This window comes from Cryobacterium flavum (assembly GCF_900103805.1).
GTDB lineage: Bacteria > Actinomycetota > Actinomycetes > Actinomycetales > Microbacteriaceae > Cryobacterium > Cryobacterium flavum.
Genome location: NZ_FNIB01000002.1, coordinates 253,594 through 269,872, shown reverse-complemented (window position 1 = coordinate 269,872; position 16,279 = coordinate 253,594). Strand labels below are relative to the sequence as shown.

At 67.3% G+C, this 16,279-nt stretch carries 14 protein-coding genes and 1 riboswitch; of the genes, 6 read left to right on the top strand and 8 right to left on the bottom strand.

The window, feature by feature from the left end:
* The first annotated feature begins 163 nt into the window (after nt 1-163).
* Nucleotides 164-252: riboswitch (ZMP/ZTP riboswitch) on the top strand.
* A 21-nt stretch (nt 253-273) separates the two neighbouring features.
* Nucleotides 274-1,566, top strand: coding sequence for a serine hydroxymethyltransferase (glyA, locus tag BLS91_RS03530; RefSeq protein ID WP_276326780.1), 1,293 nt, complete (start codon nt 274-276; stop codon nt 1,564-1,566).
* Between the two features lie 205 nt (nt 1,567-1,771).
* On the top strand, nt 1,772-2,656 hold the full coding sequence (locus BLS91_RS03525) for a bifunctional methylenetetrahydrofolate dehydrogenase/methenyltetrahydrofolate cyclohydrolase (protein WP_092339260.1): 885 nt from the start codon (nt 1,772-1,774) through the stop codon (nt 2,654-2,656).
* 170 nt (nt 2,657-2,826) lie between these two features.
* Here the strand turns inward: BLS91_RS03525 and BLS91_RS03520 are convergent, their stop codons facing one another.
* Nucleotides 2,827-3,369 carry a gamma carbonic anhydrase family protein gene (locus BLS91_RS03520; RefSeq protein ID WP_092339259.1) on the bottom strand — a complete coding sequence of 181 codons (543 nt, stop codon included), beginning with the start codon at nt 3,367-3,369 and terminating at the stop codon, nt 2,827-2,829.
* Between the two features lie 126 nt (nt 3,370-3,495).
* On the opposite strand from BLS91_RS03520, the gene BLS91_RS03515 reads away from it, so the two are divergent.
* A complete protein-coding gene (locus BLS91_RS03515) occupies nt 3,496-4,437 on the top strand; it encodes an aldose 1-epimerase family protein (protein ID WP_092339257.1) in 942 nt (313 codons plus the stop codon).
* On the opposite strand, the gene BLS91_RS03510 is transcribed toward BLS91_RS03515, so the two are convergent.
* Nucleotides 4,434-5,330 carry a LysR family transcriptional regulator gene (locus BLS91_RS03510; RefSeq protein ID WP_092339255.1) on the bottom strand — a complete coding sequence of 299 codons (897 nt, stop codon included), beginning with the start codon at nt 5,328-5,330 and terminating at the stop codon, nt 4,434-4,436. The two genes, BLS91_RS03515 and BLS91_RS03510, sit on opposite strands and share 4 nt — an antisense overlap.
* A gap of 72 nt (nt 5,331-5,402) precedes the next feature.
* Between BLS91_RS03510 and BLS91_RS03505 the strand changes: the two genes are divergently transcribed.
* On the top strand, nt 5,403-6,326 hold the full coding sequence (locus tag BLS91_RS03505) for a DMT family transporter (RefSeq protein WP_092339253.1): 924 nt from the start codon (nt 5,403-5,405) through the stop codon (nt 6,324-6,326).
* Nucleotides 6,327-6,488: 162 nt separating this feature from the next.
* Here the strand turns inward: BLS91_RS03505 and BLS91_RS03500 are convergent, their stop codons facing one another.
* Together BLS91_RS03500 and BLS91_RS03495 are read right to left on the bottom strand one after the other, a co-directional pair.
* Nucleotides 6,489-7,994, bottom strand: a complete 1,506-nt coding sequence (locus BLS91_RS03500; protein ID WP_092339251.1) for an APC family permease — start codon at nt 7,992-7,994, stop codon at nt 6,489-6,491.
* 205 nt (nt 7,995-8,199) lie between these two features.
* A complete protein-coding gene (locus tag BLS91_RS03495) occupies nt 8,200-9,165 on the bottom strand; it encodes an AraC-like ligand-binding domain-containing protein (protein WP_092339507.1) in 966 nt (321 codons plus the stop codon).
* 244 nt (nt 9,166-9,409) lie between these two features.
* Between BLS91_RS03495 and BLS91_RS03490 the strand changes: the two genes are divergently transcribed.
* On the top strand, nt 9,410-9,628 hold the full coding sequence (locus BLS91_RS03490; protein WP_092339249.1) for a hypothetical protein: 219 nt from the start codon (nt 9,410-9,412) through the stop codon (nt 9,626-9,628).
* A 126-nt stretch (nt 9,629-9,754) separates the two neighbouring features.
* Here BLS91_RS03490 and BLS91_RS03485 read toward each other — a convergent pair whose 3' ends face one another.
* On the bottom strand, nt 9,755-10,351 hold the full coding sequence (locus BLS91_RS03485; RefSeq protein ID WP_092339247.1) for a TetR/AcrR family transcriptional regulator: 597 nt from the start codon (nt 10,349-10,351) through the stop codon (nt 9,755-9,757).
* A 161-nt stretch (nt 10,352-10,512) separates the two neighbouring features.
* Here BLS91_RS03485 and BLS91_RS03480 point away from each other — a divergent pair, with 161 nt between their 5' ends.
* Nucleotides 10,513-12,426, top strand: a complete 1,914-nt coding sequence (locus BLS91_RS03480) for a primary-amine oxidase (RefSeq protein WP_092339245.1) — start codon at nt 10,513-10,515, stop codon at nt 12,424-12,426.
* Nucleotides 12,427-12,523: 97 nt separating this feature from the next.
* Here BLS91_RS03480 and BLS91_RS03475 read toward each other — a convergent pair whose 3' ends face one another.
* The 3 genes from BLS91_RS03475 to BLS91_RS03465 all read right to left on the bottom strand — a co-directional run bounded on the left by BLS91_RS03475 (nt 12,524) and on the right by BLS91_RS03465 (nt 16,018).
* Entirely contained in the window at nt 12,524-14,731 is a 2,208-nt protein-coding gene (locus tag BLS91_RS03475; protein ID WP_092339243.1) for an HAD-IC family P-type ATPase, read from the bottom strand.
* A 103-nt stretch (nt 14,732-14,834) separates the two neighbouring features.
* The gene (locus BLS91_RS21035) at nt 14,835-15,422 is read right to left on the bottom strand and encodes a multicopper oxidase domain-containing protein (protein WP_338061542.1); all 588 of its coding nucleotides are present in this window, start codon (nt 15,420-15,422) and stop codon (nt 14,835-14,837) included.
* Nucleotides 15,422-16,018: a DUF305 domain-containing protein gene (locus BLS91_RS03465; protein ID WP_241983021.1), complete on the bottom strand. Its 597-nt coding sequence runs from the start codon at nt 16,016-16,018 to the stop codon at nt 15,422-15,424. The genes BLS91_RS21035 and BLS91_RS03465 overlap by 1 nt, the downstream gene beginning before the upstream one ends.
* Between the last annotated feature and the right edge of the window lie 261 nt (nt 16,019-16,279).

The following is a 16,279-nucleotide window of genomic DNA, read 5'->3' as shown; positions in this document are numbered from 1 at the left end:
TCTATCGTAACGGTAGAACCTGCGCGGCTATTCCCGGCCTTCGAGATTCACGGCACGTGCCCCCGAAGCTGGCAGGCGTTGCAACCAGTGCCAGCTTCCTGGACGCGTGCCACGAGGCGCGAGCGGATCTTTGGGCGGCGGGCGCGGGCATCCGCTGATATACTAATCGGGTCGCAACTGGCGTAGCACGAAGATGGGTCACCATCGGGGAGCGACTGACACGGTTAGTGGCCGCACGCCTGGGCCGCAACATCCATATATAAGGAGAACTCCGTGCCTGATTCCGCCACTGTCTTGAAGTCAACCTTCAACGAACCGCTCTCGGTCGTTGACCCCGAGATCGCCGCCGTGCTCGAGCAGGAGCTCGGTCGCCAGCGCGACTACCTCGAAATGATCGCGAGCGAGAACTTCGTTCCGCGCGCCGTGCTGCAGTCGCAGGGCTCCGTGCTCACCAACAAGTACGCCGAGGGCTACCCGGGGCGCCGCTACTACGGCGGCTGCGAGTACGTCGACGTCGCCGAGCAGCTCGCCATCGACCGCGCCAAGAGCCTCTTCGGCGCCGCCTACGCGAACGTGCAGCCGCACTCTGGCGCCACCGCCAACGCGGCAGTGCTCTCCGCCATCGCCACCCCCGGCGACACGATTCTCGGCCTCGAGCTGGCCCACGGAGGCCACCTCACCCACGGCATGAAGCTCAACTTCTCGGGCAAGCTGTACAACCCGGTCGCCTACGGCGTCGACCCGGAAACCTTCCGCGTCGACATGGATGTCGTGCGCGACAAGGCGCTCGAGAGCAGGCCGAAGGTCATCATCGCCGGCTGGTCGGCGTACCCGCGCCACCTCGACTTCGAGGCCTTCCGCGCCATCGCCGATGAGGTCGGCGCGCTGCTCTGGGTTGACATGGCCCACTTCGCCGGACTCGTCGCCGCCGGCCTGCACCCCTCGCCCGTGCCCTACGCCGACGTCGTGTCGAGCACCGTGCACAAGACCCTCGCCGGCCCGCGCTCTGGGTTCATTCTCTCGCGCGACATGGCCCTGGCCAAGAAACTCAACTCGAACGTGTTCCCCGGCCAGCAGGGCGGCCCGCTCATGCACGTGATCGCCGCCAAGGCGACCGCGTTCAAGCTCGCCGCCGAGCCCGAGTTCAAGGAACGCCAGGAGCGCACCCTGCGCGGTGCCAGCATCCTCGCCGACCGTCTCACCGCCGACGACTCGCGTGCCCACGGCATCGATGTGCTCACCGGCGGCACTGACGTGCACCTCGTGCTCGCCGACCTGCGCCACTCCGAGATCAACGGCCAGCAGGCCGAGGATGCCCTGCACGAGGTGGGCATCACCGTGAACCGCAACTCGGTTCCGTTCGACCCGCGCCCGCCGATGGTCACCTCGGGCCTCCGCATCGGCACGCCCGCCCTGGCCACCCGCGGATTCGGCGACGCCGAGTTCACTGAGGTCGCCGACGTCATCGCCGAGGCTCTCAAGCCCGGCGCCGACATCGCAGCGCTCCGCACCCGCGTCGGCGCTCTGACGCAGGCGTTTCCGCTCTACTCCGGCCTGCAGCAGTAACTTTCGTCGAAGCGGATGCCGCTGACTGGCCCGCGGCATCCGCTCTCGCAGATGGATGTCGCCGGCCGCTCGGCTGGGCATCCGCTGTCGCCCGCCTGCGATGAACCCGGCAAGCACCCGGTAATCACCACTGGACGGGGCTCAGGCCCCGTCCAAGCGAACCGAAGTACGGCACCGAACTGAACCACAACAGTAGGGATCCACGATGACGGCAATCACACTCGACGGGGTCAAGACCGCCTCCGACATCAAGGCCGAGCTGCGGGACCGCATCGCGGCGCTGCGCTCGCACGGCGTCGTGCCCGGCCTGGCAACCCTGCTCGTGGGTAATGACCCGGGTTCTGAGACCTATGTGGCGGGCAAGCACCGCGACTGCGCCGAGGTCGGCATCGAGTCGCTGCGCATCGACCTGCCCGGCTCGGCGACGAGCGCCGACGTGCGCGCGGCGATCAACGACCTCAATCACAGTCGCGAAGTCACGGGCTACATCATCCAGCTGCCGTTGCCCGTTGGTCATAACGAGAACGCGATGCTTGAGCTTATCGATCCGTCGAAGGATGCTGACGGCCTGCACCCGACCAACCTCGGGCGGCTCGTGCTCGGCATCGAGGGCGAACTGCGCTCACCGCTGCCGTGCACCCCGGCCGGCATCGTCGAGCTGCTACGTCGTTACGACGTGCCGATCGTGGGCCAGAAGGTCGTCGTGGTCGGCCGCGGCCTCACCGTGGGGCGCCCGCTCGGCCTGCTGTTCACCCGCAAGGGCCTCGACGCGACCGTCACGCTGACCCACTCGCGCACGGTCGACCTTGCCGGCGAAGTGCGTCGGGCCGATATCGTCGTGGCCGCCGTTGGCGTGCCGCACCTGATTCAGGCCGACTGGATCAAGCCGGGTGCCGCCGTGCTCGACGTGGGAGTCACCCGCGTGACGGACCCGGTCACCGGCAAGGGCCGCCTGACCGGCGACGTACACCCCGATGTGGCCTCGGTGGCCGGGCACCTGTCGCCGAACCCGCGCGGCGTCGGCCCGATGACCCGCGCCATGCTGCTCTCCAACGTAGTGAAGGCCGCCGAGCAGTCCCTGCTGGCGTAACGCCAGCTGTGGTACCGGAGTAAGTGTGCGTAACTGCGGAAACTTCGCAAATATTTGTGCGAAATCAGGGCGTCTCGCCCGCTCGAAACGGGAATTTCCGCAGTTGTGAACGACGCCTCCGGTATGGGGGGCGACATTCAGGCCGGCGCGGCACCCGCTCGGCTCCTGCGCTACTGCTGGGCGACGGCTGCGCGGTGCAGCTCGGTGTGTGCCAGGTAGCTCGTGGCGTTGTGCCGGATGCTCGCGATCTCCTCGTCGGTCAGCGTGCGCCGCACCTTGGCGGGAACACCGGCCACGAGCGAACCGGGGGGAACAACGGTGCCGCCGAGCACGACGGCTCCGGCGGCCACGAGCGATCCGGTGCCGATGATGGCTCCGTTCAGAACGGTCGCGGCCATGCCGACGAGGACGTTGTCCTCGATGGTGCAGCCGTGCAGCACTGCGCCGTGCCCGACCGAGACGCCGGTGCCGAGGGTGAGCGGAAAGTCGGTGTCGACGTGGCAGGAGACGTTGTCCTGCAGGTTCGAGTCGGCGCCGATCGTGATCGGCGCAAGTTCCGCGCGCAGCACGGAGTTGTACCAGACGCTGGCCCGGTCGGCGAGGGTGACGTTGCCGACGATCACGGCGCCGGGAGCGACGAACGCGGTCTCGGCGATGGTTGGAGCCGGTGTGTTCGGCAGGACGATGATTCGGGCGGCGTTGTCAGCAGTCATACGCGTCAGCCTACTGCCGAGGGATGGCGCCACTCGGCTCGGTTTGCACCTGCGACCCCGCAGTGGCTCGGGTCGGTGCTATATCGCGTCGGGCATGCCCGGCCCCGCCCGCAATACACTGAGCGGATGCGTGCACCCACCGGAATCCAGTATGAGTTGACCCGCGAAACCCCGAGCGGCCCCGCTCGCGCCGTCGTGACCGAGGTCGCGGCGGGACTGCGCGCATATTCCGTAAATGGCATAGACTTGGTGGAGACCTTCGACGAGTCAGTGCAACCGCCGATGGCGGCCGGAGTTGTGCTCGTGCCCTGGCCCAATCGCATTCGTGACGGCAAATGGACTCAGAACGGAATCACCCGCCAGCTCGCTCTCACTGAGCCGGCCAAGCAGAACGCCAGCCACGGGCTGCTGCGCTTCGCGCCGTACCGGGAGGTATCGCGCAGCACAGACACGGTAACCCTGGCGGCGACGGTCTTTCCGCAGTCCGGCTACCCATTTCACCTTGAGACCGAGGTGACCTACGCGCTCACTTCCAGCGGGCTCGAGGTCACGCATCGGGTGCGCAACGTGGGAGCGGAGCCCGCGCCGGTGGCCGTGGGGGCGCATCCGTTTTTGAAGATCGGAGACGTGCCCACGGGCGACCTCATCGTGCGCGTGGATGCCGCGACCCACCTCGACGTCGACGACCGCCTCAACCCCATTGGTGAGACCCCGGTGCACGGCACCCGCTTCGACCTGCGCGCGGGCGCCCTGGTCGGGGATCTAGACCTCGACGACGGCTTCGGCGGCGTCGGAGTCGGTGCCGAACATACCCTCACCGCGCCGGATGGCCGAAGCCTCACCCTCTGGGGCGATGAAAGCATGCGCTACGTGCAGGTGTTCACGCCGCGCATCTTTCCGGTCACGCAGGGTGCGGGCGAGCCGGTGCGCGGCCTCGCGATCGCGATCGAGCCGATGACCGCTCCCGCCGATGCGTTCAACTCCGGGGCCGGCCTGCACTGGGTAGAACCGGGGGAGCAGTGGATCGTGCGCTGGGGCATCCGTCATGACGGGCTTGAGCTGCGTTAACGCTGCCCGGCCACGTCGACGAGTTCGGCCAGCACCCTGCGCACCGAGGCGCGGGCGAGCGTTTCCGGGCGGCTCAACACGTCGATCTGCCGCCCCACAGTGAGGCCCCGAAACGGCACGAGCACGACTCCGTCGCCCTGTCGCGGCGCCATTGTGTAGCGCGGCAGCAGCGCAATGGCCGCCCCGGTCGCCACAACCGACGTCGCCACGAAGAACTCGTTGATCCGATGCGCGATGCGCAGCGGCTGACCGGCCGCCGCCGCGACCACGTTCACCGCCTCGGCGAGCGGAAACCCAACGTGACCGGTGACCCACGGCTCGTCTCGAATATCGTCGAGGGTGAGCGATACCTTTTCGGCCAGCGGATGCCCGACCGGCACGGCCACATCCAGCGGCTCGAACAGCAACGGCGTGACCGCGACGGTATTCGGCCAGGCCGGATCGTGCGGCACCCGGTGCGCGATCACCAGGTCATAGTCGGCGACGAGCGCCGCAAAACGCTCCCGCGGCACATCCTCGTCGCCGCAGCCCACGGTCGGGCCGCCACTCAAGTGCATTCGGTTCAGCAGCGGGCCGAACCAGGCCAGCCCGGCACTGTGGAACGCGCTCACGGTCACCGGCAGGCCGGGGTCGTTTTGAAACCGGGCCACGGCCTCGTCGGCCCGGGCCATCGCGGTCGAGACGTCGGCGGCGGCGCTCGCCAGGGCGACGCCGGCAGGGGTCAGCCGGAGCACCCGGCCGTGTTTCTCGGTGAGCTTGACGCCGGCACGTTGCTCGAGGGCGCTGAGCTGCTGCGAGACCGCCGACGACGACACGTGCAGGGCGCGGGCCACAGCGGCGACGCTTCCGCGCTCGCCGAGCTCCCGTAGTACGGCAAGCTGGCGCAATTCCATAAGCTCAGGCTAAAGCATCCGTTTATAAAATGGTGTCTAGACTTAACGGATGCCGTCGCGCACCATTGCCTCATGACTTCCGTTCTGACCCGCCGTACTCTGCTGCCGCACCTGGGACGCTACCGCGTCGACCTCGTGCTGCTGCTCGTGGCCTTGGTCTGGGGTGGCAGTTACCTGAGCGCAAAGATGCTGACCGAGCAGGCGAGCGTGTCAGCCGTGCTCGCGCTGCGCTTTCTGGTCGCGGCGCTGGCCCTCGTGATCGTCTGGGTCGTGCGGCGCGAACGCCTTCCGACCCGGCGGGCGCTCGGGGTGGGCTTGCTGCTCGGGGTCACTCAGGCGAGCATCCTCTGGCTCGAGACCCAAGGTGTGGCGTTCACCTCCGCCACGAACGCCGGGCTCATCATCAGCCTCACGATCATCATGACCCCGGTACTCGAGTCGGTGGCGGCCCGCCGCTGGCTGCCGCGCCCCTTCTTCGTGGCGGCGGTGCTCGCGGTCGTGGGGGTAGCGCTGCTCGTCTCCGGCAACGGATTCGCGCAGCCGAACGTGGGCGACCTGCTCATTCTCGCGGCGGCGGTCGTGCGCTCCCTGCACGTCACCATGATGGGCCACCTCGTTCGGGGCCGCAGCGACAGCACCATCACTCTGACCCTGCTGCAGGCGCTGGTCGGGGCGGCGGTCTTCACCGCGTTCGATCTTCCCGGCCTCGTCACCGCCGTCACGACCTTCAACCTGGCCGCCTGGATCGGCGTGTTCTACCTCGGCCTGGCCTGCAGCGTGTTCGCGTTTCTCGCGCAGATGTGGGCGATTCGCCGCACGTCGGCGGCCCGGGCCAGCCTGCTCATGGGAACCGAGCCAATTTGGGCGGTGCTCGTGGGGGTGTCGCTCGGCAGCGAAACCCTCGGCCTGATCGGCGCCGCCGGGGCCGCGCTCATCATCGTGGGTACGTTCTGGGGCCAGCGCATCGAGGCGAGTCACCGCCTGCGCGTCGGGTAGGCATCCGCTGGGGGTGGAGGAAGAATGCCACGTGTGTATGCCCACCAGTCCGATTCGCGGGACACCTCGCGCACGGCTCGGCGCGCGGCCAGGAATCCGTTCCACCAACGACGAGTGCCTGCGGCTCGAAGGCCGCAGGCACTCACCAAGTGGATGTCGCAGCTAGGACAGCACGTCCCGCACCAGATCATCGTTCTCGTGGTTGCGCAGCCGGGAGAAGATATAGCCGCCGATCAGCAACGCGAACGGCAGAGCCACGAGCACCCAGCCGATGGTGCTGAGGCCCCAGGAGGTGGTGGTCGGGTCAACGCCGTCGGCCACGGTGCCGGCGAGCAGTCCGAAGTGGCTCATCAGCAGGTATTCGCCGAGCAGCAGGCCGAACGTGGCGAGAACCGGGGCGATCACCGTCTGGAAGATATTCTCGGTGCCTTTGTTGCGGCGGAAATACGCGATGATCGCGATGCTGACCAGAATCTCGATAAGTACGATGGCGATCACCGAGAGCCCGCTGAACCAGTAGAACAGGTTGAGTACCGGGTCGAGCTGGAACACCGCGAACACCACGAGCACGACGCCGGTGATGACGGACGTGACGAGCGACGCCGTGCTCGGCGCGCCGCGACCGTTGACCGTGCTGAGCGGCCCCGGCAGCGCGCCGCCGCGACCGAGCGCGAACAGGTAGCGGCTCGCGGCGTTTTGAAAGGCGAGCAGCCCGGCGAACAGGCTCGACAGCACGAGGATGCTCATGAGCGTCGCCATCCACGGGCCCACGTATTGGGTCGCGAGTGCGAACAGCACTGCGGCCGGGTCTGCCAAAGGAACGCCCGCGACGGTCGAGAGTTCGACGGTCTTCTCAACCACGGTCGATGCGCCCATGCCGGTCACCATAGCGAAGGCGGTCAGGCCGAACAGAACGGTGATGACGACGACGGCGAGGTAGGTGGCGCGGGGAACGACGGTCTTCGGGTCCTTGGATTCTTCGCCGTAGATGGCGGTGGCCTCGAAGCCGATGAAGGAGGCGAAGGCGAACGCGAAGGCGATGCCGGCCGAGCCGGCCAGGCCGCCGGCAACAATGGCGGCGGGGTTGAACGAGGCCCAGAAGTTAATTCCTTCCGGCCCGCCGTCGAGCAGGATGGCGACCGCGGTGACCACGAGCGCGGTCAGTTCGAGCAGCATGAGCACGCCGAGCACCTTGGCGCCGACGTCGACGCTGAGCAGGGAGAGCAGGGTCACGATGCCCCAGGAGATGAGCGACCAGGCCCACCAGGGGAGCACGCCCACCTGGCCGGCCATGAGGGCGCCGAAGAATCCGTAGATGGCCAGCTGCACGGCAAGGTAGGCGAGAATTGACACGAACGCCGATGCGGTGCCGAGGTGGCGACCCAGGCCCCGGCCAATGTAGGCGAAGAACGCACCGGCATTGGTGACGCGCTGGCTCATCGCGGCGTAGCCGACGCTGAACACCAGCAGGGTGAGTCCGACAACCACGTAGGCGCCGGGGGCCGCCGCGCCATTGCCGAGCACGATCGCCACGGGCACCGCGCCGGTCATGCCCACGAGGGGCGCCGCGGCCGCGACCACGAAGAAGACGATGCCGAGAACGCCGAGTCGGCCCTTGTGCAGGGCCGTTTCCGGTGCTGTCGCCTGGTCGGGCTTGGTCTGGGTCATGGCTACTCCTCGTTGAGTAAGAGGTCGGGTGCGCAAAACGGATGCACGCTGCATCCGCTTCACCTGTGGCTATCAGCGTGGCAATCTCTGGGCCAAACCGTTTGCCATTTGCGGCACCGCAGTTGTCGAATTGCGCATGCTGTGACGGTTGCCTGCCGTCGAGGCGCACGCCGACGAAGCGTGCCGCGCGACCGCGAAAGCGGGCTCAGACGCGACGGTAGGTGCTCGGCGTTTCGCCGAAAGCCGTGCGAAAGATGCGGCTGAAGTGCGCGGCGTCGACGAAGCCCCAGCGAGCGGCGATGGTGCCCACCGAGCGGTCTCCAAGAATGGGGTCGCGTAGGTCGCGGCGGCAGTGCTCCAGCCGGCGGGTGCGGATCCAGCTCGCCACGGTGTTGTCGGCCTCGTGAAAAACGTTGTGCAGGTGCCGGGTCGAGATGAAGTGGGCGCTCGCGATGCTCGCCGGGCACAGCTCCGGGTCGCCCAGGTGGGCATCCACATACGAGCGGATGCGCCCCAGCAGGTCGCCGTGCGCCCCCGCCACCGGGTCGCGGCGCAGGTTCAGTTCGCTCTCGAACATGGTCGCGATCAGGTCGACGGCGTTGTAGGCGAGGCGGTGCCCACTCGCGCCGGAAAGCACGTCGAGGTTTTCCGCGAGCTGCACCATGAATGGGCTGATCAGGCGGCCGAGTCCGGCGTCGCCGGGCAGCCGCACGGCGGTGAGCTGGCCCACCGAATCAGCCGGCAGGTCGAGTACGTCGTGCGGAAACATGAGCACGAGAGTGCGAAAGTCCTTCTCGAACTCGAGCGTGTATGGCCGGTTGGTGTCGTACACGGCCAGGTCGCCGGGGCGCAGGGTGGCCTCGCGGTTGTCCTGCACGAGCAAGCCGGTGCCGGTCAGTTGCAGGTTCAGCTTGAAATACTGTCGAGTGGATGCCGCGATCAGCGACGGTGTGCGAATCACCTGGTGCCCGTTGGCGGTGACCTCGACGATGGAGAGCTCGTCGAGCACGCGCGAGCGCAAGGTGCCGTGAAAGCTACGGGAGGCACTGCGCACCTCGAGCGGAACGAATGACTGCGACACGAGGGTGCGCCACTGCGAGAAGGAGTCGGCGATGGCGCACTGCACTCGGTCGGTTGGGGCGGTCAGCGGAACGGTGTCCTCGGGTGGCATGGTGCTCGTGCCTGCGGCGCCCGTTACCGAGTTCACAACCGTCATCGTCACAAGCAGCTCCTTCGCCGGGTCCTGACCAGATCGGCCCTCGGGGGGAGTTTCATGATCGTCTGGAGCCAATGTAGTCCTGCACGGCTCCCTTGTCATTTTTTTTCGACACTCGGCGAAAATAGATCTGCACGCAGATCGACGGAACTGGCTAGTATCCGGAGAGTGATTGACCGGTCGCGAGTGGAGCGAAAAAATGGATGACGATGCTCGCTTGGCCGCTGCTCAGCTGATCCGTAATCGAGTCGGGTGGGTATCTCTGGCCGCCGCCGCCCTGTTCGCCGTGTTCGGCGTGGTCTTCGACCAGGGCGCACTCCTGGCGTTGTCGGCTGCCTGCGGTTCCGCTTTCCTGTGGACTCTGCTTCCGGTGCGGGTCTCACGGTCCCAATCGAAGGATGACGCGCCCACACAGTGAGCCTGGCCCGTCGTTGGCGCTGCCAACGGCTGCGCGCGCGGCTGCCCGTTTCGGGCGCTCTCATGAGCGTCGGGCGCGCCCATCCGCTTGCGCGGGCAGCTTGTGGCAACCGAGCAACCCAGAGCGCTAATCTCCGGTCGAAAGCAGGTGCAGGTAGCCGTCGAGCTGGGCCACGAGCTGTTCCGGGGCGTGCTCGTCGGGGGAGAGCGCAGCGGTGATCTGCGCGCCGAGCAGCACGTTCAGGAGGTGACCCACGACATCCGTGTCGGTAAGAGCCGTGTGCATCTCGCCGGCTGCGCGTGCCTCGGCCAAGTGCCCGAGCAGCGCGAGGCGCCACTGCAGCATCGACTCATCGTGCAGCTGCGCCTTGGCCGCATTGGTCAGCGCCTTCTGCCAGAACGGAATCACGATGCGCGCCTCGCTCACACGCGTCTCATCGAGCGGAAGAATTTCGTGACAGAAGGCGCGCACGGCGGCCAGCCCGGTCAGGCCAGCGGCCCCGCGCTCGATGCGCAGGTTGGTCTGGCTGAACACGTGCCCGAAGGCGAAGGTGAGCAGGTCGTCCTTGGTGCCGAAGTAGGGTTTGAGTGCGCCGTTGGCGAATCCGGCCTCGGTGGCGATCTCGCGCAGGGTCGCGCCCTCGATGCCGTGCCGGGCGATGATGCGCCAGGTGGCATTGACCAGCTCGACGCGACGCTGGTCGTGATCGACGACTTTCGGCATTGGCCCTCTTCTGGTGGTGCGGTTAGAGCTGGGAGCATCAGCTTGTCAGAAAGATTCTCGAAAGGCTTGCCAGCAGCAGCGCTGACCATTTATATTCTACAACCATAGGAAATAAATCCCCGGAGCTGCAACCGCCGGGCCGATCCAGGAAATGAGACGCAATGCTCACCGCCGAGACTGCCGACATCGTCACCGACTTTGCACTTCCCACCGCGCAGGAACTGCAAACCGTGCGCACGATTCTGGCCGACGCCGGCCTGTTCGGCGACAGTATTCGGGTTGCCTATCTCGGCCTGCTCGACCCGCCGCGAGGTGCCACCGAGATCAACCGTCGCTTTCGGGTCTTTCTGCACGACGTGTCCGGCGCAGCCCCCACCGACGTGATCGTCTCGGCGACCCACGGCACCGTCGAGTCCCGCGTCACCCTCGACACCGCGCTCACCGGTGAACTGCCCGTGCTCGAGGAAGAATTCGGCGCCGTCGAAGACCTCCTCACAACGGATGCCCGCTGGCGGGCCGCACTCGCAGCCCGCGGCCTCGACGTGGCCACCGTGCGCGTCGCTCCCCTCTCCGCGGGGGTATTCGAATACCCGAACGAGAAGGGCCGCCGCATTCTGCGCGGCCTCGCCTTCGTGCAGAACTTTCCGGAGGACAGCGCCTGGGCCCACCCGATCGACGGCCTCGTCGCCTACGTCGACATCGTCGCGAAGACCGTGGACCAGGTGCTCGACTTCGGCGTCGTTCCCATCCCCGCCGAACACGGCAACTTCACCGATCCCGCCCTCACCGGCCCGCTGCGCGAAACGCTCAAGCCGATCAGTATCACCCAGCCCGATGGCGTGAGCTTTACCGTCACCGGCGGCAACCACATCGAGTGGGAGAAATGGAGCCTCGACGTGGGTTTCGACGTGCGCGAGGGCGTCGTGCTGCACAACATCGGCTTTCGCGACGGCGCGAAGACACGCTCCATCATCCGTCGTGCGTCGATCGCGGAGATGGTCGTGCCGTATGGCGATCCGGCCCCCGTGCGGTCCTGGCAGAACTACTTCGACACCGGCGAATACCTCGTCGGCCAGTACGCCAACTCGCTCGAACTCGGCTGCGACTGCCTCGGCGAGATTACCTACCTGAGCCCGGTCATCACCGACGGCTTCGGCAACCCGCGCGAGATTCGCAACGGTATCTGCATGCACGAAGAGGATTGGAGCATCCTCGCCAAGCACAGCGACCTGTGGAGCGGCATCGAATACACCCGCCGCAACCGCCGCTTCGTCATCAGCTTCTTCACCACCGTCGGCAACTACGACTACGGCTTCTACTGGTACCTCTACCTCGACGGCACCATCGAATTCGAGGCGAAGGCCACCGGCGTCGTCTTCACGAGCGCCTACGCCGGCAAGGGCTATCCCTACGCCTCCGAAATCGCTCCCGGTCTCGGCGCCCCCTTTCACCAGCACCTGTTCAGCGCCCGCCTCGACATGGCCCTCGACGGCGACACCAACCGGGTCGAAGAAGAAGACGTCGTGCGCGTTCCGATAGGCCCCGGCAACGAGCGCGGCAACGCCTTCACCCGCCAGCGCACCGTGCTCGCCACCGAGCTCGAGGGCGTCAGACAAGCGGATGCCGCCATCGGCCGCACCTGGCACGTCTCCAACCCCAATTCCCTCAATCGCCTCGGCGAACCCGTCGCGTACAAGCTGCACCCGCAGGGGCTGCCCGTGCTGCTGGCCGACCCGGAGTCGTCGGTGGCCCAGCGCGCGGCGTTCGCCACCAAGGGCCTCTGGGTCACCCGCTTCGCCGAAGACGAACGCTATCCCACCGGTGACTTCGTCAACCAGCACGCCGGCGGCGCCGGGCTGCCCGCCTACATTGCGGCCGACCGAGCGATCGACGGCGAGGACATCGTGCTCTGGCATACCTTCGGCCTCACCCACTTTCCGCGGGTCGAGGACTGGCCGATCATGCCGGTCGACACCGTGGGCTTCAAGCTGCGCCCCGACGGCTTCTTCGACCGCAGCCCAGTGCTGGACGTCCCCGCTAACGTGCCCCCGGCATCCGGTGGTCACTGCCACTGACCCGTGTCGCGCACGTCGCATTGCGGACGGGGCCCAGTTTATAAACTGGGCCCCTAACCATAAGGTGGGCCCGGTGAGCGGATGCGTCAGCGCGGCGCTACCGCACCTGCACACTCGCCTCGGGCCGCAGGTCGAGACGGCGCAGCAGCTGCGCGTTCAGCGCCACTACCACCGTCGACACCGACATGAGCAGCGCCCCGATCTCCATCGGCAGCACGAACCCGATCGGGGCGAGCACGCCCGCAGCGAGCGGAACCGACAGCAGGTTGTAGCCGGCCGCCCACCACAGGTTCTGCTTCATCTTGCGGTAGCTCGCCCGCGACAACTCGATGACCGAGAGCACCGAACGCGGATCGTCGCTCGCGAGAATGACGCCGGCCGACGCGATCGCCACGTCGGTTCCGGCGCCGATCGCGATGCCGACATCGGCCTGCGCGAGCGCTGGGGCATCGTTCACCCCGTCGCCGACCATGGCCACGCGGCGGCCCTCGTGTTGCAGCTCGGCTACCTTACGCGCCTTGTCTTCCGGATGCACCCCCGCGAACACCCGGTCGATGCCGAGCTCGGCGGCCACGGACTGGGCGACCGCTTCGGCGTCGCCGGTGATCATGACCACCTCGATATCCAGCCGGTGCAGCGCGTCCACGGCCTGCCGCGACTCTTCGCGAATCTCGTCGGCCAGACCGATCGCGCCCACGACCACGCCATCGCGCAGCACGTGCAGAATGATCGCGCCCTGACGCTGCCAGGCCACGGTCTCAGGCAGCGGCCGGGCTCCGTGTTCGTCGAGCATGCTCGGACCGCCGACGCTCACGCTGTGCCCGTCGACCAGACCGGTCACCCCGACCGCCGCGGCAGTGTGAAACTCGGTCGCGCGCGGCACGGTCAGCTCGCGGTTTCGCGCCGCCGTGACGATAGCACGGGCAAGCGGATGCTCGCTGTCACCCTCCACGGCCGCCGCCCACGCGAGAACGTCGTCGGCGGTGATCGGTGTCGAGACCGATCGTGAAGTGGCGGCTGAATCCGAACCCGAAGCAGAACCCCGGGCCGACGTGCCCGCCTCGACCGAACCCGGGCCAGCCGAATCTGCGTCAGTCTGCGCGGCCTGAGCCGTGGCATCCGCTTCGCTGCTCGCGACCTGGTCGGCAACAGCAACGTGACTGACCGTGGGCTCGCCCTTGGTGAGCGTGCCGGTCTTGTCGAACAGCACCGACGTGACCTGGCGCATGCTCTCGAGGGCCAGGCGATCCTTGATCAGCACGCCGCCCTTCGCGGCGCGTTCGGTCGCGATCGACACCACGAGCGGAATCGCCAGCCCGAGCGCGTGCGGGCAGGCGATGACGAGCACGGTGATGGTGCGCACGACGGCATCCTGCGGCTGGCCGAGCGCGGTCCAGACGATCGCCGTGAGCACTCCCGAGCCGAGCGCGAACCAGAACAGCCAGCCAGCGGCGCGATCGGCGATGCGCTGCGCCCGCGACGACGAGTTCTGCGCCTCGCTGACCAGGCGCTGGATTCCGGCCAGCGCCGTGTCGTCGCCGACCGCCGTGACCCGCACGCGCAGGGCGGAATCGGTCGCGACCGTGCCGGCCACGACCTGGTCGCCGACCGAGCGCTGAACCGGCCGCGATTCGCCGGTGATCATCGATTCGTCGACGTCGGCCGTTCCCTCGGTGACTTGGCCGTCGGCCGGCACTCGCCCGCCCGGACGCACCACGACGAGGTCACCGAGCACCAGATCGCTCGGCGAGATCAAGACGATCTCGTCGCCCTCGACCCGCTCGGCCTCATCGGGCAGCAGGGCGGCGAGCGATTCCAGGGCAGTGGATGTCTGCGCCAGCGACCGCATTTCGATCCAGTGGCCGAGCAGCATGATCACGATCAGCAGGGCCAGTTCCCACCAGAAGTCGAGCTCGCCGTCGATGAGGCCGAGACTCGCGCCCCAGGAGGCGAGGAACGCGACCGTGATCGCGAGCGCGATCAGCAGCATCATGCCGGGTTTACGGGCCTTCAGCTCGCTGACCGCGCCGGTGAGAAAGGGGCGGCCGCCCCAGACGTACATGACGGTGCCGAGCACAGGAGAGATCCACATGATCCCCACGAAATCGGGCAAAGCATAGCCGGCCAGCATAGAGAACATGTGGCTGAACCCCACGACGGGCACCGCGATGATGAGCATGGTCCAGAACAGGCGCCGGAACTGCCCGACATGGTCGCCGTGGCCGGCGTGGTTCATGGCTCCGTGGTTCATGGCCCCGTGGTCCATCATTTCGTGATCCGTGCTGCCAAGGTCGGGCTGCGTCATGTCATTCCTCGATGCCGATTCTCTCGATAATGCAACTTATACCCCCCAAGGGTATACCCACAGGGGGCCGAACGCACACGCTAACGGGATTCGACGACGCCCATCATGCCGGTGTCCTCTGGTCGAGAATGTGGCAGTGGTAGCCCGTGCGACCGCCGAAGTCGTCGAACGCGATGCGCACCCGCACTTGGCCGAGCGGCGGAACGTTCACCACGTCCTGCCAGACGGCTGCCGACACCGCCCGTGCGTTCTGCTCCACGATCTGCACCGGCCAGACGTGCAGGTGCACCGGATGCGCCATTCCGCTGTCGTTGCGCAGTGTCCACTCCTCAACGCTGCCCGACGCCACAGTCAGGTCGACCCGGTCGCCCGAGAAAACCTGCCCGTTGATCGTGGGCGTCATCATGCCGCCGCCCATTCCCGACCCCATTCCCATGGCGAACACCAACTCGCGCCGGGCCGTCACGGTCGAAGGGCGCAGGTGAACTCGAACGGGTGCGGCATCCAATTTCACCGTGAGTTCACCGGCCGAGCTGGACAGTTCCTTCGGCTGCACGAACTCGGGCCCGCCCGACGCGCCGCCCGAACCGTCGGGCCACAGCTGCCACGCCGCCCCCGCCCCGATGGCGGTTGCGGCCAGGCCGAGGCCCCCAATGGTCAATACCCGACGACGGCTCACCGTGACGGTCACTAGCGTGCGGCGAGCAGGTCGTTCATCACGGCGATCTCGCCGGTCTGCGAGCTCACGATCGCCTCGGCCAGGGCGAGCGCGTCGGCGTTCTCCCCATCGTTCAGCTCGGCCCTGGCCATCGCGATCGCGCCCTCGTGGTGCATGATCATCTGGGTCAGGTAGAGCGCTCCGGCATCCGCTCCCGAGGCGTCCTGCAGCTCCATCATGTCGTCGTCGCTCATCATGTCGCCGGTGCCGTGGTCCATCCCGGCCATGCCGTCCTCGGTGGCATCCCAGTCGCTGAGCCAGCCCTGCATCGTTTCGATCTCGGGCGCCTGCGCGGCCTTGATCTGTGTCGCCAGATCGACGACGTCCTGGTCGACGCCGTCTTTGGTGAGCAGGTCATCGCTCATCTCAACGGCCTGTTCGTGGTGCGGAATCATCTGCGGCGCGAACATCACGTCGTCACTTTTGAAAGCGGATGCCGCCGTGCTCGGGGCGGCCTCGGGGGAGGCGGAGTGCATGGCCAGCACGCTCAGCACCAGGGCGGCCAGGGCCAGAAGCGCGAGCAGCGCGGTGCGCCGGTGCGAAACGGAGGCTGCAACACCAGCTTTCACGCTCAGATCACCTCCGTCGACGCATGCGATGCGGTCCGAGCGAATCGCATACCCCCTCAGAGTATCGGTCCGGCGCTCCCCACCGAGCCGTGAGTTCGTGACCGCGGCGTTCGTCGAGCCGTGAGTTTGAGCTCGTTGAATCGTTTGCATGGGGTGAAGACTCACGGGTCGGCGTATGAAACTCACGGCTCGGTGAGCGGATGCCGCCACACCCACGCACGAACACCTCGGGCACGGCCTCGAACACGCCGCGCCCAAATG